At 35.5% G+C, this 18,180-nt stretch carries 20 protein-coding genes and 1 pseudogene; 5 read left to right on the plus strand and 16 right to left on the minus strand.

Annotation, left to right across the window (positions count from 1 at the left end):
- Positions 1–16 precede the first annotated feature (16 nt).
- From NSS97_RS22940 to NSS97_RS22950, 3 genes and pseudogenes are all read right to left on the minus strand, one after another.
- Entirely contained in the window at positions 17–1,702 is a 1,686-nt protein-coding gene (locus tag NSS97_RS22940; RefSeq protein WP_044442310.1) for a long-chain-fatty-acid--CoA ligase, read from the minus strand.
- Positions 1,703–1,895: 193 nt separating this feature from the next.
- Positions 1,896–3,275, minus strand: a complete 1,380-nt coding sequence (locus NSS97_RS22945) for a BclA C-terminal domain-containing protein (RefSeq protein WP_341114103.1) — start codon at positions 3,273–3,275, stop codon at positions 1,896–1,898.
- Positions 3,276–3,598: 323 nt separating this feature from the next.
- A pseudogene (locus tag NSS97_RS22950) lies at positions 3,599–3,955 on the minus strand (sigma factor); the annotation flags it as partial.
- Positions 3,956–4,140: 185 nt separating this feature from the next.
- On the opposite strand from NSS97_RS22950, the gene NSS97_RS22955 reads away from it, so the two are divergent.
- Together NSS97_RS22955 and NSS97_RS22960 are read left to right on the plus strand one after the other, a co-directional pair.
- On the plus strand, positions 4,141–4,644 hold the full coding sequence (locus NSS97_RS22955) for a DinB family protein (protein ID WP_341114105.1): 504 nt from the start codon (positions 4,141–4,143) through the stop codon (positions 4,642–4,644).
- Positions 4,645–4,778: 134 nt separating this feature from the next.
- Positions 4,779–5,111 (plus strand): YfjL-like protein, encoded by a 333-nt coding sequence (locus NSS97_RS22960; protein ID WP_044442304.1) that lies wholly within the window; start codon positions 4,779–4,781, stop codon positions 5,109–5,111.
- A gap of 63 nt (positions 5,112–5,174) precedes the next feature.
- On the opposite strand, the gene NSS97_RS22965 is transcribed toward NSS97_RS22960, so the two are convergent.
- The 7 genes from NSS97_RS22965 to NSS97_RS22995 form a co-directional block, all read right to left on the minus strand.
- On the minus strand, positions 5,175–5,870 hold the full coding sequence (locus NSS97_RS22965; RefSeq protein WP_044442302.1) for an ABC transporter permease: 696 nt from the start codon (positions 5,868–5,870) through the stop codon (positions 5,175–5,177).
- 24 nt (positions 5,871–5,894) lie between these two features.
- Complete coding sequence (locus NSS97_RS22970; protein WP_044442300.1) at positions 5,895–6,770, minus strand: DUF4097 family beta strand repeat-containing protein; 876 nt, start codon at positions 6,768–6,770, stop codon at positions 5,895–5,897.
- Between the two features lie 37 nt (positions 6,771–6,807).
- Positions 6,808–7,512, minus strand: a complete 705-nt coding sequence (locus NSS97_RS22975) for an ABC transporter permease (RefSeq protein ID WP_107887387.1) — start codon at positions 7,510–7,512, stop codon at positions 6,808–6,810.
- A gap of 34 nt (positions 7,513–7,546) precedes the next feature.
- On the minus strand, positions 7,547–7,708 hold the full coding sequence (locus tag NSS97_RS22980) for a hypothetical protein (RefSeq protein WP_002143307.1): 162 nt from the start codon (positions 7,706–7,708) through the stop codon (positions 7,547–7,549).
- A complete protein-coding gene (locus tag NSS97_RS22985; RefSeq protein WP_016120864.1) occupies positions 7,701–8,624 on the minus strand; it encodes an ABC transporter ATP-binding protein in 924 nt (307 codons plus the stop codon). The genes NSS97_RS22980 and NSS97_RS22985 overlap by 8 nt, the downstream gene beginning before the upstream one ends.
- Before the next feature lie 124 nt (positions 8,625–8,748).
- On the minus strand, positions 8,749–9,684 hold the full coding sequence (locus tag NSS97_RS22990; RefSeq protein ID WP_044442295.1) for a HAMP domain-containing histidine kinase: 936 nt from the start codon (positions 9,682–9,684) through the stop codon (positions 8,749–8,751).
- Position 9,685: 1 nt separating this feature from the next.
- The gene (locus NSS97_RS22995) at positions 9,686–10,378 is read right to left on the minus strand and encodes a response regulator transcription factor (RefSeq protein ID WP_002088884.1); all 693 of its coding nucleotides are present in this window, start codon (positions 10,376–10,378) and stop codon (positions 9,686–9,688) included.
- Between the two features lie 170 nt (positions 10,379–10,548).
- Between NSS97_RS22995 and NSS97_RS23000 the strand changes: the two genes are divergently transcribed.
- Positions 10,549–10,722, plus strand: a complete 174-nt coding sequence (locus NSS97_RS23000; protein ID WP_341114113.1) for a hypothetical protein — start codon at positions 10,549–10,551, stop codon at positions 10,720–10,722.
- On the plus strand, positions 10,723–10,917 hold the full coding sequence (locus tag NSS97_RS23005) for a YwbE family protein (protein ID WP_001014315.1): 195 nt from the start codon (positions 10,723–10,725) through the stop codon (positions 10,915–10,917).
- Between the two features lie 43 nt (positions 10,918–10,960).
- Here NSS97_RS23005 and NSS97_RS23010 read toward each other — a convergent pair whose 3' ends face one another.
- Together NSS97_RS23010 and NSS97_RS23015 are read right to left on the minus strand one after the other, a co-directional pair.
- Entirely contained in the window at positions 10,961–12,160 is a 1,200-nt protein-coding gene (locus NSS97_RS23010) for a class I SAM-dependent rRNA methyltransferase (RefSeq protein WP_002067464.1), read from the minus strand.
- A 92-nt stretch (positions 12,161–12,252) separates the two neighbouring features.
- Positions 12,253–14,043, minus strand: coding sequence for a cation:proton antiporter (locus NSS97_RS23015; RefSeq protein WP_341114115.1), 1,791 nt, complete (start codon positions 14,041–14,043; stop codon positions 12,253–12,255).
- A gap of 254 nt (positions 14,044–14,297) precedes the next feature.
- Here NSS97_RS23015 and isdG point away from each other — a divergent pair, with 254 nt between their 5' ends.
- A complete protein-coding gene (isdG, locus tag NSS97_RS23020; RefSeq protein ID WP_002143312.1) occupies positions 14,298–14,621 on the plus strand; it encodes a heme oxygenase in 324 nt (107 codons plus the stop codon).
- Positions 14,622–14,690: 69 nt separating this feature from the next.
- Here isdG and srtB read toward each other — a convergent pair whose 3' ends face one another.
- The 4 genes from srtB to isdE are packed head-to-tail and all read right to left on the minus strand — an operon-like array spanning position 14,691 to position 18,139.
- The gene (gene srtB / locus NSS97_RS23025; protein WP_002129321.1) at positions 14,691–15,455 is read right to left on the minus strand and encodes a class B sortase; all 765 of its coding nucleotides are present in this window, start codon (positions 15,453–15,455) and stop codon (positions 14,691–14,693) included.
- A 31-nt stretch (positions 15,456–15,486) separates the two neighbouring features.
- Positions 15,487–16,257 carry an ABC transporter ATP-binding protein gene (locus NSS97_RS23030; protein WP_002088890.1) on the minus strand — a complete coding sequence of 257 codons (771 nt, stop codon included), beginning with the start codon at positions 16,255–16,257 and terminating at the stop codon, positions 15,487–15,489.
- Positions 16,247–17,230 (minus strand): FecCD family ABC transporter permease, encoded by a 984-nt coding sequence (locus NSS97_RS23035; protein ID WP_002034255.1) that lies wholly within the window; start codon positions 17,228–17,230, stop codon positions 16,247–16,249. Before NSS97_RS23035 ends, NSS97_RS23030 begins: the two co-directional genes overlap by 11 nt.
- Positions 17,231–17,257: 27 nt before the next feature.
- The gene (gene isdE / locus NSS97_RS23040; protein ID WP_044442290.1) at positions 17,258–18,139 is read right to left on the minus strand and encodes a heme ABC transporter substrate-binding protein IsdE; all 882 of its coding nucleotides are present in this window, start codon (positions 18,137–18,139) and stop codon (positions 17,258–17,260) included.
- Positions 18,140–18,180 lie beyond the last annotated feature (41 nt).

Here is an 18,180-nt window from a genome sequence, read left to right on the forward strand (position 1 = left end):
TCAAAAAGAAAGGGCCTTAGCCCGTTTGCTCATCCTCATTCTTTCTCTTCTCTTCATCTATTAGGACACGACGTAAAATTTTTCCGACTGTCGTCTTCGGCAACTCACTTCTAAACTCATATACCTTCGGAACTTTGTAAGCTGCTAAATATTTACGTGCAAACTGATCTAATTCTTTTTCAGAACACTCAGCGCCTTCTTTCAAAACAACAAACGCTTTTACAGTTTCCCCTCGATACGGATCAGGAACACCGATTGTTACCACTTCTTGCACCTTTTCGTGTTCATATAACACTTCTTCTACTTCACGAGGATATACGTTAAAGCCACTAGCAACGATCATATCTTTCTTACGATCTTTCACATAGAAAAAGCCATCCTCATCCATGTATCCTACATCACCTGTATGGAGCCAGCCATCTTGCAGTACAGCTGCCGTTTCTTCTGGCTTATTCCAATACCCTTTCATAATTTGTGGGCCCTTTACAACAATTTCACCAATTTCACCTGGAGGTAATGACTCTCCTGTTTCAAGTGACATGATCATTGCCTCTGTATCCGGCCACGGTACCCCAATACTTCCCGGCACACGCTTTTCCCACAAAAAATTCCCATGTGTAACTGGTGATGACTCCGTTAATCCATAACCCTCTACTAATTTACCACCTGTAACTCTCTCAAACTCCTCCTGCACTTCTACAGGAAGCGGTGCAGAACCACTAATACAAGCCTGAATTGAAGAAATATCATATTCTTTTAAAAGAGGACTATTTAATAGAGCAATATAAATGGTTGGTGCTCCTGGAAATAGTGTAACTTTATGTTTCTTAATGGCTTCAAAAACCATTTTCATATCAAACTTCGGAATAAGCACCATTTTATATCCTTGCATAATACTTAAATTCATTACAGCTGTCATCCCGTACACATGAAAAAACGGAAGAACACCAAGAATTACCTCTTCTCCTTCTTTACAATTATATAACCAATGCGCTCCCATTAAAGTGTTCGAAACGAGGTTTTTATGCGTTAACATAACCCCTTTTGGAAACCCTGTCGTTCCCCCTGTATACTGCAAAAGGGCTAGATCATTTTCAGGATCACATGGAACTTCAACATCAGCATTACTTTCTCTTTCTACCGATTTCCAAAGATGAATCGTTTCGCTTTCCGACACATTCACAACAAGATTTGCCTGCTTTTTTTGTACAAATGGATAAAGTAAATTTTTAGGGAATGGTAAAAAATCTGCAATACGGGTTACGATAATATGCTCAAGCTTTGTTGCAGTTTGAACATTAGTAACTCTCGGAAACACTAAATCCAGGCAAAGAATAGCTTTTGCCCCTGAGTCATGAAGTTGGTACTCAAGCTCTCTTTCTGTATAAAGAGGATTCGTTTGTACAACAATCCCCCCCGCAAGCAAAGTACCATAATAACCAATTACAGATTGCGGACAATTCGGTAACATAATCGCAACTCTATCGCCTTTTTCAATACCAAGCCTTTGAAGGTAATTCGCAAATTTCTTTACCTTGTCATGGAAATCTGAAAATGTAACATCTTTACCTAAAAAGTGAAGCGCTTTCTTTTCTGGATAACGAGCAGCCATTTTCTCTAAATATCCATGAAGTGGCTGAATATCATATGAAATCGTACCTGGGATTTCCTCTGGATAACTCTGCAACCAAGGTTTTTCCACTCTCATTCCCCCTTCCAATACTTGTGAAAATAAATGAATGTTCATTCATGATGGTTGTTTTCATTATATTATAGTCGTAACATCGTTACAATCATAATATTCTGACTTTTTTACAACTATGCTTTACCTCCTTAACTTCTTATTATATGTAGAAACTCTCCTAATTTTAAAAGAATAAGAGAGTTCACGTTACTTAGCTTAATCTTATAATCGTTAAAACTGCACCAGGTGTAGTCGTTGATAACGTGGCAACAGCTAACAATCCAAACAACTGCAAACTAATTGCACTCCCCACTGCAAGAGTCGTAATAATTGTTGCACTAAATGATGTCGTTGCTAATGCAGGGGAATTGATAGTTCCAGCAAGCGGTGCACCATTAATTGTAATTCGCGAACTAACTAATAATGAAGCCGTTATATTAATTGTATATGAAATATAATAATTCCCGGCATTTGCGGCCGTAAATACTGTGTTCCCCCCAGACACAGTATTTCCCGGACCGATATTTTGATTATTTGGAAGTGGGACATTTGTTCCACCAAGCAGTACCGATATCGCTGTACCCGAAGTATTATTTGCAAATGCATATGTTGCCGTGATACTTGTACCTGTTACTCCCGTCGCTCCTGTTTCACCTGTTGCTCCCGTTACTCCCGTTGCTCCTGTTGCTCCTGTTACTCCTGTTACTCCTGTTACTCCTGTTACTCCCGTTGCTCCTGTTACTCCCGTCGCTCCTGTTTCACCTGTTGCTCCCGTTACTCCCGTTGCTCCTGTTGCTCCTGTTACTCCTGTTACTCCTGTTACTCCTGTTACTCCTGTTACTCCTGTTACTCCCGTTGCTCCTGTTACTCCCGTTGAACCTGTCGCTCCCGTTGGGCCTGTTGCTCCTGTTACTCCCGTTACTCCCGTTGAACCTGTCGCTCCCGTTGGACCTGTTGCTCCCGTTGCTCCCGTTACCCCCGTTGCTCCTGTTGCTCCTGTTGCTCCCGTTGCTCCCGTTGCTCCTGTTGCTCCTGTTGCTCCCGTTTCACCTGTTGCTCCTGTTGGACCTGTTGGACCTGTTACTCCTGTTGGGCCTGTTGGGCCTGTTACTCCTGTTGGGCCTGTTGGGCCTGTTGGACCTGTTGGACCTGTTGCTCCTGTTGGACCTGTTGCTCCCGTTGCTCCCGTTTCACCTGTTGCCCCCGTTGCTCCTGTTGGACCTGTTACTCCTGTTGCTCCCGTTACTCCCGTTGAACCTGTCGCTCCCGTTACTCCCGTTGAACCTGTCGCTCCCGTTTCACCTGTTGCCCCCGTTGCTCCTGTTGGACCTGTTACTCCTGTTGCTCCCGTTACTCCCGTTGAACCTGTCGCTCCCGTTACTCCCGTTGAACCTGTCGCTCCCGTTACTCCCGTTGAACCTGTCGCTCCCGTTGGACCCGTTGCTCCTGTCGCTCCTGTCGCTCCCGTTGGGCCTGTTGGACCAAGCTTAGGAACTGTCCCATCGCAACTAAAACAGCACGAATCAACATGTAAACCATTTTGATTATTACATCCACAATATCCATTTGCATTATTACTCCATAAAGACATGTTGACCCTCCTTCGTGTTCAATCTTTTAAGTACAGCCAACGAATTAAAAATATCTTTCTAATAAAAAATTAGTTTTTATTTTCCTTATCAACTATCCGCTTTGGAAAAAACCTTTTATAAATAAAGGTTTTTTCCCTTACATTCTAATAATTATTACATGCAATACGCTCTCCTTTCGCTTGTACTTTCGCCTTCCTCATTAAACGAATTTCCTCTTCTTCAACCTTGATACACGCATGCATTTCAATACAATATATTAAAATCCGTATAAATCGTTATTATTTCGTCAAAATTCCCAAAAAATATTAACACTTAAAATACCCTCATATTTTGTTAAATTAACATTTTTTCCTTCTACATATATTTTTTGCTGAAACTCTTGTAATTGATAGACCTTATTACTTTTTCGTTTATAATCAATGGCTTTAAATTTCGCAACAGATATAAGTCAATTTCTAAACTTTCCACGATTTTTATCATAACTATTAATGTTGTACCAAACGATGAATAAAATATCGTCAACACATTCATCCACTAGCACCTTACTATGTGCCGTATCTAAAACACTATGAACCACCTTATAAATTAAATCTCCATATTGATCAATGACTGTATGTAACGCTAACATTTCTTGTTTTCGAAGACCTTCTACTATTTCTATATCCTTCACCCTTATCACTACTCTTTACTCTATTCTTTATTCATTACATATACGAATAAAAAGATATGTTTTCTGACACTTTTACAAATATTTTCTAATTATTTTTATATTGTAGCAATGCTTAATTAAGTATCGCTTATGAAACAGGGATTATATTATCTCTCACGAATTTAATATACGAGCGAAAAACAGGAGGGATAACTATGTACCAAACTATTGAAGATTTTTTAACATCATGGACATACGAGGCTGAGTCTACTCAGAAGATGCTTTATGCATTAACCGATGAATCTTTATCACAAGAAATTGCACCTGGGCACTGGACTTTAGGGAGAGTCGCTTGGCATATCGTTACAGCACTTCCTGTTATGCTATCAGGGACAGGACTTAAGTTTGAAGGAGAAACGAAAGATTATCCTGTACCAACTTCAGCAAAAACAATTGCAGATGGGTATCGCAAAGTGAATACGGCTTTTATTGAAGCACTTCAAAGTGAGTGGACTGATAAAGACTTAGCTACTATTAATAACTTCTTTGGTCGTCCTATGCCGAATTCTATATTTTTAATGACACTCATCAATCATCAAAATCACCACCGCGGACAGATGACTGTTTTAATGCGTCAAGCTGGCTTAACAATCCCTGGCGTATATGGTCCTGCAAAAGAAGAATGGGCTGCCACTGGAATGGAAGCTCCCCAAATGTAACGACAGAAAAAGACAAGGTGTTTATGCACCTTGTCTTTTTCTGTAACTTGTTTCATGTGAAACTATTTTCTACTAAATGGTATTTTATGAGAAAATACGTTAAGATAAATTCATATTAATTGGAGGGAACTAAATTGAATACAAAAAACAAAAAAATAACAATAAGAACTCTCTTACTAACTTCTATCATTGGAGTTATAACTGTATCTCTTTATTTCACAAGTTATGGTACCCCTTGGGGAAAACAAACAGCAGTTACGGAATCAAAAGAATATATTACAAAATACTTTGATCTAGATGCAGAAGTCAAAAATACTTCTTACGATGCTAAAATGAATAGCTATGCAATCTCCTTTGAAACAAGTAAAGACGGAGAGTTTACTATCGAATATAAAGGTTCTAATAACTTTAACATTTCTCCAGGAGTGCAAGAGTATTTAAGCAAACACTATAAATTTACAGAGTAGTAACGAAGCATACATATACAAAAAAGAGTTGGTATAACGCCAACTCTTTTTTACGTATTCTTGTCATACTGTTATATCTTCCTTCTCTATATTTTTAATTCCGTAATATGCAATCGCAACTCCAATCGCTGCAAATGTGAATTGAAGAGGAAGAAACGTCGCTATAGGAAATATGGGAGGGTTATTAATTGCGATTAATACAACGATAATAGAAGAAACGATTGTAGCTGGCACAGAACGTTTACGCATCCCGAAATATAGAGGAATTAAGCTTATTCCTGCCGTGGCAATGGCTAAAGGAATAAGATTTATCCCTTCTTGAATCAATTGATCTACTGTGAATGAATTAGGAAGAATTGAAAAATAACTATCTATCCCAAAGAAAATTCCTACCACTAAAATGTTCGATAAAATAACTGTTATAAATGTTAATGTCGCTGTAATAGCCAACTTACTAGCCAGCATTTTCTTTCGGTTAATTGGATAAGAAAACATGAGTAGTATTGTTTTACTTTTATATTCATCAATTATTAACTTGGCTATTAGTACGCCACCAAAAATAATAAATGTTGCTCTTACTAACGCACTAGCCATCGACAAAATTATCTGCGGATCCCTTATTTTTGGATCCCCTTCTATTTGAGCAACGATACTAACGAAGATTAGTAGTGCCAGTATAACGATATTCGCAATAACCGCTCTCTTCACATACCATCCAAGCTTAAACTTCCTCAATTCTAGCTTCATAAGACGTAGCATGATAGTCCTCCTTTTATTTAAATTTTAATCGATATAAATTACCCCTGTTTCACTTAAAATCTTCACATCATTTTTTGCATCACCGATGGTTCCTTCTTTTATCTTTTCTGTATTTTTATCTTTCTTAAGTCCGTTTAAATTCACCATTATGTCAGCCGAATTACTTTTAGCCGTAAGTTTCAATAAAGCCGGAACACCTTTATACCTTACGCCAATATCTCCTGATTTTGTTTCTACAAATAATGATTTTCCTTCTTTCATATCTTTCAGTAATACTTCCCCAGATGTTGAAGTGATGTTCATATTTGAGTTACTTACATTTGTTATATAGTTATCACCAGTCGTAGACTTTATATTTAACTCTTGTACTGAACTATCTTTTACAACTAACTCTCCACTTTGCGATATGAATTCACCTTTCTCTGCGGATAGTCCTACAATCATTTCATCTCCAGACTTGCTTTTTGTGACGATATGTTTCACTGCTATATCGCTTATTTTCACATCACCCGATTTATTATTTAATACAATTTTATCTATTTCTTTCTTCGGAACAGCTATAGATATGCTATTTTTCTTCCGAAACGTAAAACCATTAAAAAATCTGGTCGCCTTTTGTTTTTGCTTAATCACAACTTTATTACCGTCATTTTCTATTTTGACGGGATCTATCTCTTTATCTACTTGTTGACCTTGGGCGGAAACTACTATTTTATTAGAGTCTGTACTTTTAAATTCAATATCCCAGTTTTCATTGTCTACTTCTATTTCTTTTATATTATTTATCTCAAAAGACTTTTCTTTCTTAAAATCTTTCCCCTGAAACACCTTAAAACCAAAAACTACACTAGCAATTGTAATTGTAATAAGTAAAATTGCAATTACTATTATTTTTTTCACTATTCATACCCCAGTTCGTTGTTGTTTTAAGCTTGCTTCACGCCACATCAATCTTGTCGATTTTACGATATGAAAGATAACTAATAAAAATCCCTAATAAACAGAGCACTATTGGGATAGCGATAAAATTAAACATACTTACTTGACCGTTTCCAGAACCAAAGTTACTACTAATTAGCATCCCAATTATTACTGCAGAAGTAATTGTTGTCGGTGTCGATTTCTTTCTCATCCCAAAAAATAAAGGAATTAAACTTATACCAGATATCATAAATGCATTTATAAAAGTAGCTGGAACGATAGCTATTATTTCACCTATCGTAGCTGGCGTTTCAATCAGCCCCATCATTGGACTCACAAAATATACGAGTAAACTAATACTGAAAGTAGCGATAATCGTGCTCACAAAACAAAAACAAAAAACAATTGTTAATTTCGCCCTCATTAGCATTTTTCTTTGCAGTGGGTACATAAACAATAGTTGTATTGTTTTGTTCTTATACTCATCAATTACTAAACGTGATAAAATGACCGAACTAAAAATAATGAATGTTATCCTAATAACAGTGTTTATTAAAACCATTTGTTGCGTGAAGTCAGAGAATAGCCCATCTACCTCGTCTTTCGCTCCCAACGCCATGAGGTTTACTACGGTGAAAATTGCTATAATACAAATTGCTACACTTTTAAAATAACTAGATAATTGATGTTTCTTCCATTCAAGCTTCATTAATTTAAACATGTAAACCATGCCTCCATTCCTTATATAACTGCCTCTACGCTACTAACATTCTAATTCCAGCAGTAACTACGCTTAACATTCCTATCACTAATAAAATTAAAATCCATTTCCGCTCAGGTTTTCTATAATATAAAATCCCACTTATGAACATTACGATCAATCCACTTACTATATTCACTAACAATCCATTAAGCATGAATGCCCTCTCCATCCATTACATTTAAGAAATACTCCTCTAAAGAACTATGTTTCTTATTAATACTTTCAATTTCTACATCGTTCATAATGAGTGCTTTTGAAATGGCTTGCTGCGTCGCCTTCAATTCATACACACGAATCATGTTTCCACTCATTATTTTGTAATTTTTTATAGCGAGTTTATCTTCTAAAATATAAGCTGCACGCTTCACATCAGGAACAGTGATTTCAATGTACTCTGTTTGTTTTCCGTTAATACTCTTCATCGAAACTTCTTTTATTAGTTTTCCATTTTGAATCACACCGATTGTATCTGCCATTTGTTCCATCTCACCTAAAATATGACTAGAGACTAATAACGTAATGCCATATTCTTTGCAGAGCATTTTAAATAAGTCTCGTAACTCTTTAATACCAATTGGATCTAAACCATTAATCGGTTCATCTAAAATGAGTAGTTCTGGCTTTGTCATGATCGCCCTTGCAATACCAAGTCGTTGCTTCATCCCTAATGAAAAATCTTTTACTTTTTTATCATCTATACCGTGCAGTTTTACTAAATTTAAAGCATGATCAATTGCGTTTTTATCGTAATACCCCATATATTCACAATGTAATTCTAAGTTTTCCTTCGCCGTTAATTTATCATAAAAGATTGGATATTCGATAATTGTCCCCATTCTTTTTAATACTTCATAAGATGTATCTGTTAACTTCTCACCGAAAATTTCAATATCACCGCTCGTCGGTTTTATTAAATTTGTAATCATTTTCATAATCGTTGTTTTACCCGCGCCGTTCGGTCCTAAAAAGCCGTAAATCTCTCCTTTTTTCACATGCATATTAACACTAGAAATAACTTCTTTCCCTTTAAACACTTTCGTTAACTGGTTCGTTTTTAATATATATGTCATGTCACTTTCCCCTTTCGCACTGCTCTATATTTCTATAATAGACAACGAAAATCTCTTTTTTCTTACCCGTTCCTTACAAATTCCTTACGTTCAAAAAAGCTTGTAGAATCTACTTCTCTACAAGCTAAAACTGCATCTTTGTTAATAAAACTGTAAAAACCGTTTTTTCATACGGCTTACTAGAAAGATAAATTTCTCCATCCATCGCTTCCACAAGCCTTTTCGTAATCGTTAACCCTAGACCACTTCCTTGGTACAATCTATTTCTTGAATCTTCAAGTGTGTACATACGCTCAAACACTTTATCAATATGAGATTCATCAATTCCTTTTCCTTTATCCCATACGTCTATATACACACTCGTTTCATCATCTCTTAAAGTCATACCAAGTGTCTTTCCATCGTCCCCATATGTAATCGCATTTGATATTAAATTATTCAATACTCTGCCTAATACTTCTACATTTCCAAGTGCATATATATTTCTTTCTGCTATATCAATATGGACATGAAAACCTTTCGTCGTCACTAAATCATAAAAAGATAAAATCTTCTCGCGGCAAACTTCATTCATATTTACTTTTGTCATCTCGATTGCTTTGTCACCGGATTCTAATTTTGCTAAATCAAAAAACTTATGAATCAATTCCATCACTTCTAGTGTTTTTACATGCACCTTTTCGAGTAATATTTGCTGCTCTTCCTCACTTATCGTTTTATCCTTATTTAACATTTCGGTATATCCAAGAATAACTGTTAGTGGTGTTTTCAAATCATGTGAAATATTTGAAAGCATTTTTCTCATCGAAATTTCTACTTTCGCATGATCTGCATTCGTTTTCTGTTTTGCATCTAATAAATGATTAATCGCCACTAATAACTTTTGCAATTCTAGATCATCTGTCATAATTAATAGCTTCTCACCAGTTTGTTCTTTTACAATTCGATTTAACTTCTCATACGTGTAGCGTAAATTCCTACTACTATTTTTCCTAATTTTATATTGCACGTAAATAACGATAAGCAATATAATAATCACCACTGTTAAAAATACAACCATACTACATCACTTCCAACTTATAGCCGATGCCCCATAATGTTTTAATATATTCTGGATTAGATGGATCACTTTCAATTTTCTCACGTAATCTTCTCATATGAACATTAATAACATTATCATCACCATAATATTCTTCATTCCAAACAAGCGTATATATTTGTGCTTTCGTAAAAACACGATTTTGATTCTTCACGAATAGCTTTAAAATCTCAAATTCTTTTAAAGTAAGTTTAAGCTGTCTTCCCTTTTTCTCCACAGTAAAATTAATTGGGTCAATTATTAAATCACCAATCTGAATCGCCTCATCTTTTGATTCCACAGCCGAATACTTTGTAGACCTCCGAATACCCGCTTTTACACGTGCAGCTAGTTCAATCATAGAAAACGGCTTACAAATGTAATCATCTGCTCCAAGTCCTAATCCAACAGCTTTATCAACATCTGTATCTTTCGCTGACATCATTAAAATCGGAACGGCACTTTTTTCTCGAATGATTCGCACAACCTCTAAGCCATCTAACTTTGGCATCATAATATCGAGGATAATCAAATCAAATGAACCTTTTAAAAATGCGTTAACTCCTTCTTCTCCATCAGATGCGATTGTAACTTGAAAACCTTCTTTTACTAAATATGTTTCAACCATCTCTTGAATTGAGATGTCATCTTCAACTAATAAAATATGATGTGACATATTTCTATCCCCTTTTTTAACAAACATTAACAATTTAATTGTATCGTAACGAATGAATGCTGGAAAGAATTATATGAATTTTCAAACCAACTTCCCTTCCTTCCTTAACAATGATATGATGAAATTCACTACGATTGTTCATAATTAACTTTATATAAAGGAGACTTATCATGTCAGAAAACAAAAAAGTAAGCTTAGCTGATTTAATGCGCGAAAAACTTGCGAAGAAAAAGCAAGGAAATGGAAACGGCTCAAATAATGGAAGTCAAAGTCAAGAAACGAAAAAATTACAAAACCAACAAACGAAGAAAACAAACAACCAACGTAGACGTACAGGTGTATAAATGAACGGGCAAAAACGATCTAACATTTCATCAGGTCTTGAAGTCGATATTGTATTAAAACAAGATCAACGTACAGGTAAGCTAACAAGAGGAATTGTAAAAGATATTTTAACGAACTCACCCTCTCATCCGCACGGCATTAAAGTACGATTGCAGGATGGGCAAGTTGGCAGAGTCCAAAATATCATTCAATAAGAAAAGGAGCTCATTTAAACTTGAGCTCCTTTTCTTATTTTCATTAACCTTTAATTTTTTCGATGAAAACTACTTTTAAATAGTCTCCCTCTTTAAATTGATCAATTGTACGGAAATCTTCTGGTAAAGAATGTTCTTCTAATATTTTATATTTACCGTTCATTTCTTTAAATGCTGTATCGATAAAGCCATTAAACTTTTTCATATCGAATGCGCTACAATTTGTAGAAGCAACGATAATACCGTTATTTTCTGTAATGGCAATTGTTTCTTTTAATAAGTTTTTATAATCTTTCGCTGCACTGAACGTATATTTTTTCGAGCGTGCAAAGCTTGGGGGATCAAGTACAACCATATCAAATTTCATCTTTTTCTTAGCTGCATATTTGAAATATAGAAATACATCTTCTACAATAATATCTTGTGCTTCATAATCAATTTCATTTACACTAAACTGCTCAATCGTTTTACTTAAACTACGATTTGCAAGGTCCACACTCGTTGTTTTACTCGCTCCGCCAAGCGCTGCAAATACAGAGAAAGCCCCGGTATAAGAGAACATATTTAAAACCGTTCTTCCTTTTGCATATTTATCACGAATTTGTTTTCGAACGTTACGCTGATCTAAAAACACACCAACCATCGCCCCGTCATTTAAATATACAGCAAAGTTTACACCGTTCTCTTTTACGATAAGTGGGAACTCACCGCGCTCTCCTGCGACAAAATCATCACCTTCAATGTATTTCCCTTTCGTATCAAAACGCTTTTTCTCATAAATCCCTTTGAAATTTGCTACTTTTTGAAGTGCTGCTATAATCTCATCGCGGAAAGTATAAACCCCTTCACTATACCAACTTATTACGTAATAGCCGTCATAATAATCGATGATTAAACCACCAAGGCCATCGCCCTCACCATTCAGGGCACGAAATGCTGTTGTATCATTTGATTTATAAAAATCTTTTCGTTTATGTAAAGCAGATTTGATTTTACTTTCAAAGAAAGGTTGATTAATTTGCTCTTTCTCTTTTCTCGTTAAAATCCATCCATATCCTTTATTTTGTTTTCCATAATAGCCTTTTCCGATGAATTGGTTCTTCTCATCTACTACGTTGATGATTGTTCCTTCTTCACGTACATCATTTAAATTTTGAATAGCATCTTTTAAAATAAGTGGATATCCACTTTTAATTTCTTTTATAAACTTCGGTTTTATTTTTATAGTTACTTCAGATCGCATGTAATGTCTTCCTTTCCATTTGAATGCTTTCTAATTAGTAGGAAGCAATGTAAAAAACGAGGCTGAAAAAAGCCTCGTTTCACTATACCATATTATTGCTTTGCTAGTACAACTAGCTCATCTCCTGGTATAACCGCTATATATTTATACAATGTTGAAAAAGTAAGACTACCATCATCGTGACGAATAAATAATATTACATCCTCTGAATCGCTCTCTTTTTTATTAATTTTTTGTTCTTCCTCAACTTGTATCGTTTTAAATGTATAACCCTCTTCAATTTTTCTATCTAACTCTTCATAAATTTCATTTTGACCAAACAGTAAATGAGCTTTTTTCGAAAGAGAGATGCGTTCTTGCTCAATCTTTTCCACATCATGAATCGGAAGTAAAAATGTATTATGATGTCCAAACTGCGGTACATATGTGTTTGCGACTAATACATTGTAAGAATCCGTATCTGTAACTGAAATTAAGTATTCATACTGATTCATATCTACTTCAAATTGCAACTGCTCTGAGAGTACTTGGCCGTTATATGTATTAAGCCCTTTCACCTTTGCGCATTGCAAATGTTCTTCCGATACATCTACGATTAAGCTCGGAATCCCCATCTCTTTACAATGCATAGCGAATGCAGTTGAGAATGTACTAGCTCCTGAAATTAAAATACCTGGTGGCTGTGTATTCGCTAATCCTAATTTTTTTGCTAAAAATCCAATTGAAAATCCATGAGCACAAACGGTCGTAATTACGAGTGCAAATGTAAGTGCTGTTAATATAGAAGCATCTTTATACCCTTCTTGTAATAACTCCGTCGCAAAGTAACTTGAAACCGTTAATGCAACAATACCTCGCGGCGCAATCCAACCAACTAGCGCCCTTTCTGATCTTGTTAACTCTGTTCCGATTGTCGATACCCAAATTGATAAAGGACGAACAACAAATATCATCATAAGTACGAAGCTAATAATAGGCCAGCTAAAAATCTCCATAATCGTCGTTCTTGGAAGTGATGCTGTTAAGATGATGAAAACAGTCGATGTTAATAGTACGGAAATATTTTCGTTAAAATGACGAATATCACCGATAGAAGAAATATATTTCTTCATCCGTGCAAGTGTAATCCCCATTACTGTTACGGCTAGCATACCTGTTTCATGCATGACTTCATCTGCAATGCCGAAGCATAGTAATACCGTAACGAGCAAAATCGGTGCCTTTAAATATTCTGGTACTTTCCCTTTTAAAATCATATAACTCATAAAAATACTAAACGCATACCCAAGTACCATTGCAAATAACGAACCTGCAAAGAAATATAGTAACGTATGTAAGTGTACATTTTCTTTCGTTAAGAAATTTACAATTTGAAAGGCGAATACAGCAAGTAATGCTCCAAACGGATCAACGATAATCCCTTCCCACTTTAAAATTGCAGCTGTCCTTGGCTTTAATCGTGCTTGGCGTAACAACGGAATAATTACAGTTGGACCTGTCACAATAAAAAGTCCTCCAATAATAAATGCAGCCGCCCAATCTAATCCAGCGACGTAATGAGCTGCAAGTGAGCCAGCAATCCAAGCAATAAACGCACCAAACGTAACAATACGAAATACTGGTTTTGATAGTCCCCTCAGTTCACGTACATCTAAACTTAAACTACCCTCAAACAATATAATGGCAACAGAAAGTGATACGAGTGGACTAAAAACATCTCCAAGCACCTCTTTTGGATTAATAATACCGAAAACTGGACCAATTAATAATCCGGCAACTGCCATAACAACAATAGCAGGGAGCTGGAAGCGCCATGCAGTCCATTGTGAGGCGATGCCTAGTGTAATAATAATAACGATACTAAGTAACAGTGATTCGACCATAATACCCTCCTTGTTCATAGTATTGCGAAAGCAAGGTATAAACCATACTTTGCTTGTGTATATTTCTTATTTTGTTTTATTTTAATAATATATAACTTCATTAACTATATGGTCAAATTATTTATATAATAGTAAATTCATCCTTAATTCTACATTTATATGAAAATTACCATTGACAATGATAATGATTTTCATTATCATTTAATATATATGAGTTCTTGAAAATAAAGGCTACATTTATAGGAGGAATAAACATGATTATTGTTACAAATACAACTAAAATTACAAAGGGAAATGGCCATAAATTAATTGAGCGTTTTAATAAAGTAGGTAAAGTCGAAACAATGTCAGGATTTTTAGGATTAGAAGTTCTTTTAACGCACAATACAGTTGATTATGATGAAGTAACAATTAGCACTCGCTGGAATGCAAAAGAAGATTTCCAAGGTTGGACAAAGAGCTCAGCATTTAAAGATGCTCACTCACATCAAGGCGGGATGCCAGACTATATTCTTGATAATAAAATTGCTTACTATGATGTAAAAGTTGTACGTATGCCAATGGCTGCAGCACAGTAAGCATATTTCTTTTTTAAAGTATAGAATATGAAGAGTGTTACCACTTCTCATATTCTATACTTTTTTTATTTAATGTCTTTTTACTAGTTTCGCATGTACTACTAATCTTCCCGCTTCTGGATCAAGTGCATAGTCACACGTCGAAAGTGTTACGATTTGATCACTTTCTGTCACTTTTGTATCCGTTTTGTACAGCGATTTTTCTTGAATTTTCTCCAAAAATGATGTGTATTCCGTATCACTACTAAAATCCGTTTCAATGTAATAAAAATCAGTTGTTGTTGTATACACCGAAAACACTTCAAGATCATATCCTTCAAATAATGTATCGTAATATAATTTACGATGCGACATGAAGAAATCTTCATCCAACATTTTCTTTAAACTTCCAAACATAGAACCATCTTTCATACGGTGACCATATAAAATAGTATTTCGATTTTGAGATTTCACATCATTACGATAGTCCATAAAAATGCTTCCTGCTCTCATATCTTCACCTTTATAATTTCGAAATAAATAGTAATCATTGTCTTTTGCTTGAACGATTGGATAATTAATTTGTGTATCATCCATCGTAATCCATCCAACTATTTCTTGGTTAATTTGCTGCAGAACTTTGAACTGTTTACGTACTTCCCCGTCTTGTGATTGCTCTTCCATCGGACTTTTTTCATAAATGTTTTGTGCTTCGGCCATTACTTTACGATTTTCATAGTAATCCATGAAAATATCACCTAATTCATATACTGAATAGAAAAAGGTACCTAAAAAAACAACTGTAAGTATTCGTTGAAAAAAAGAATTCTTCTTCCTTTCTTTTTTGCTACTCAAATTATCACCTCAAAACGGATTGTTCGCATGTTTAAATACCCATTGGGACCATATACAATCCTGTATCTTCATCTTGCTTTACAACGACATCTACACCGTATATCGTCTTTATCATACTTTCTGTCACAACATCATTCGGCTTGCCTTTTGTAACAATTTCGCCGTCTTTCATAACAATGATATGATCACTATAGCGAATCGCCTGATTAATATCGTGTAATACCATAACGATTGTCAATCCTTGTGCTTCATTTAATTCTTTTACTAACTCTAATATTTCAAGTTGATAATAAATATCTAAATATGTTGTCGGTTCATCTAAAAAGAGCATTGGCGTCTTCTGAGCTAACGTCATGGCAATCCAAACACGCTGTCTTTCTCCACCAGATAAAGCATGAATTTCCTTATCACGTTTACTTAGCAAATTCGTACATGCTAAAGCCCTTTCTATTGCTTCTCTATCTTCATCAGTTTGCGAAGAAAATATATTTTTATGAGGCATACGGCCAAAGCTTGTTAATTTCTCTACCGTCATATCTGCCGGTGCTTCATTTTGTTGATGGACAACGGCTAACTTTCTAGCAAACTCTTTCGGTTTATATTGGCTAATCGCCTTCCCATCAAGTATTACCTCTCCACTACGAGGATCGTGATTTCTTGACATCACACCAAGTAATGTTGATTTCCCGCAACCGTTTGGTCCAATAATTGTTGTAATTTTACCAATCTCTATTTCACTACTAACCGACTTTAATCGATCCGTTACATTATCGTACGAAAAGGTTACATTTTTAATTTCCATGAACTTTATCACTCTTTCTAAGCAAGAATATTAAGAATGGGCCACCAATAACTGCCATAATCGTCGCTGCTGGAATTTCGTTAGGTGGCACAATTAACCTTCCAATCGTATCCGCCGTCAAAATTAATAACGCCCCTGCAAGAGCAGAAAATGGAATTAATGCTTTATGGTCTGAACCAACTAGTTGTCTTGAAATGTGCGGAACGAGTAATCCTACGAAAGCGATAACACCTGCAATTGCTGTTGATACTGCCGCTAAGAGTACTGCAATGGCAGAAATAATAAGACGAACTCTCGTCACGTGCAAGCCTAAGTTTTTTGCAGTCTTATCTTGTAGAGATAATAAGTTACACCAAGCTCCGACAAACAGTGCAAGAATAAGACCAATTGTTCCATAAGTAACCATTATTTCTACATCGCCCCACGTCTTCATCGTTATATTAGAAGTCGTCGTTTGCTTAATACTCTTAATGAAGTATCCACAAATCGTAATGAACGATTCATTTAATCCAGTGAACATCGCATTAATGGCAATACCAATTAAAATAATGCGAAGCGGACTTAATCCTGATTTCCATGAAAACGAATAAACGAGATAACACGCAAACGCACCACCTAGAAAGGCGAATACCGGCGTCCAGAAAAAGAATTGCGGGAATAGCGTAATAATAACAAGTGTCATAAAACTTGCTCCTGAAGATATCCCGATTACCCCAGCATCAGCAAGTGGATTTTTCATGACAGCTTGGAAGAGCACGCCCGAAACAGCAAGAGCTGCTCCAGTAAATAGTGCAATAATAATACGTGGGAAACGTAAATCTTTAATCACTTCAACATCTTCATTTGCCCCTGTAAATATTCCTTGTACAAGGTCAATAATACCTACTTCTAAACTACCTTTCGTCGCTGACAACAATGTCATAATGATGAGTAATACAGTAACAATAAAGAAACTCCAAAATTTTTTATTCATGCTAATCTTCCTTTATATTAAAATGCATCACGGATACATCATTTTTTTCAATTCATCTAGCGCTTCAGTCGCTGCTAAATTTCCTGTCGTTCCAAATAAACGCTCTTCTAAATCGTAAACACGATTATTTTTAACTGCAGCGAAGTGTTTCCAAATATCATTTGTTTTAAATTCTTTATCAAACATTTTTACAACTTCATCAGGCATACCATGTGCCGCTCGTAAAATAATGTCTGGATCAGCTTTTTTTAAATACTCTGTATTAGAAGCTAAATACTCTACTTGTTCACCTTGTACAATGTTTTTACCACCTAATTGTTTCACTAAATCTCCAATATAAGAATGCTCTGTTGCTACTAAATAACTCCCCGGTACACCTAATAAAATAAGCACTGTCGGTTCTTTCTTTCCCTTTACTGCTTTTTGAATCTCTGCAACCTTGTTATCTAACTTAGTTACAACTGCTTCAGCCTGCTTTTCACGTCCATATTGCTTACCTAAATTACTAATGGAATTTTGCATATTTTTTAAACTTGTTAGATCCAAAAAGTTTGCTTTCATACCTACACCATCAAAAACTGGCTTTAATTCATATTCAAGTGTTGTCACGGATAATACTTCTGACGGCTTTAATGATTTTACCTTTTCCATATCAGGACTCATCGGATTCCCAACTTCAGGTAAACCTTTATATCTCTTTGGTAAATCTTTAGTACTTGTTGGTACACCAATTAAATCTACTTCTAACGCATCCATAATTTCAGTAACAGCAACTGTCGTTGCGACAATCCTCTCTTTACCCTCACTCTTTACCTGCTTCGCTGTTTCTTTTTTTGGTGATGAGCACCCAGCTATACTTACTAATAAAATAATAGCCATTAGTACACTCGCAATTTTCTTCACTCGCAATCACCACTCCTTTCAATACAATATGAAACAAGTCTTGATGC

The sequence above is a fragment of the Bacillus sp. FSL R12-0074 genome (genome assembly GCF_038005725.1).
Taxonomy (GTDB): Bacteria; Bacillota; Bacilli; order Bacillales; family Bacillaceae_G; genus Bacillus_A; species Bacillus_A mycoides.

What these genes read in the sequence shown, in the direction of transcription:
- NSS97_RS22980 (WP_002143307.1), bottom strand. Translation starts at nt 7,708, where the DNA reads ATGCTTAATGGATTGTTAGTGAATATAGTAAGTGGATTGATCGTAATG.
- NSS97_RS22945 (WP_341114103.1), bottom strand. Translation starts at nt 3,275, where the DNA reads ATGTCTTTATGGAGTAATAATGCAAATGGATATTGTGGATGTAATAAT.
- NSS97_RS23000 (WP_341114113.1), top strand. Translation starts at nt 10,549, where the DNA reads ATGTCAGAAAACAAAAAAGTAAGCTTAGCTGATTTAATGCGCGAAAAA.
- isdG (WP_002143312.1), top strand. Translation starts at nt 14,298, where the DNA reads ATGATTATTGTTACAAATACAACTAAAATTACAAAGGGAAATGGCCAT.
- NSS97_RS23030 (WP_002088890.1), bottom strand. Translation starts at nt 16,257, where the DNA reads ATGGAAATTAAAAATGTAACCTTTTCGTACGATAATGTAACGGATCGA.
- NSS97_RS23010 (WP_002067464.1), bottom strand. Translation starts at nt 12,160, where the DNA reads ATGCGATCTGAAGTAACTATAAAAATAAAACCGAAGTTTATAAAAGAA.
- NSS97_RS22985 (WP_016120864.1), bottom strand. Translation starts at nt 8,624, where the DNA reads ATGACATATATATTAAAAACGAACCAGTTAACGAAAGTGTTTAAAGGG.
- NSS97_RS23015 (WP_341114115.1), bottom strand. Translation starts at nt 14,043, where the DNA reads ATGGTCGAATCACTGTTACTTAGTATCGTTATTATTATTACACTAGGC.
- NSS97_RS22995 (WP_002088884.1), bottom strand. Translation starts at nt 10,378, where the DNA reads ATGTCACATCATATTTTATTAGTTGAAGATGACATCTCAATTCAAGAG.
- NSS97_RS22975 (WP_107887387.1), bottom strand. Translation starts at nt 7,512, where the DNA reads ATGTTTAAATTAATGAAGCTTGAATGGAAGAAACATCAATTATCTAGT.
- NSS97_RS22990 (WP_044442295.1), bottom strand. Translation starts at nt 9,684, where the DNA reads ATGGTTGTATTTTTAACAGTGGTGATTATTATATTGCTTATCGTTATT.
- NSS97_RS23035 (WP_002034255.1), bottom strand. Translation starts at nt 17,230, where the DNA reads ATGAATAAAAAATTTTGGAGTTTCTTTATTGTTACTGTATTACTCATC.
- NSS97_RS22955 (WP_341114105.1), top strand. Translation starts at nt 4,141, where the DNA reads ATGTACCAAACTATTGAAGATTTTTTAACATCATGGACATACGAGGCT.
- NSS97_RS22965 (WP_044442302.1), bottom strand. Translation starts at nt 5,870, where the DNA reads ATGCTACGTCTTATGAAGCTAGAATTGAGGAAGTTTAAGCTTGGATGG.
- NSS97_RS23005 (WP_001014315.1), top strand. Translation starts at nt 10,723, where the DNA reads ATGAACGGGCAAAAACGATCTAACATTTCATCAGGTCTTGAAGTCGAT.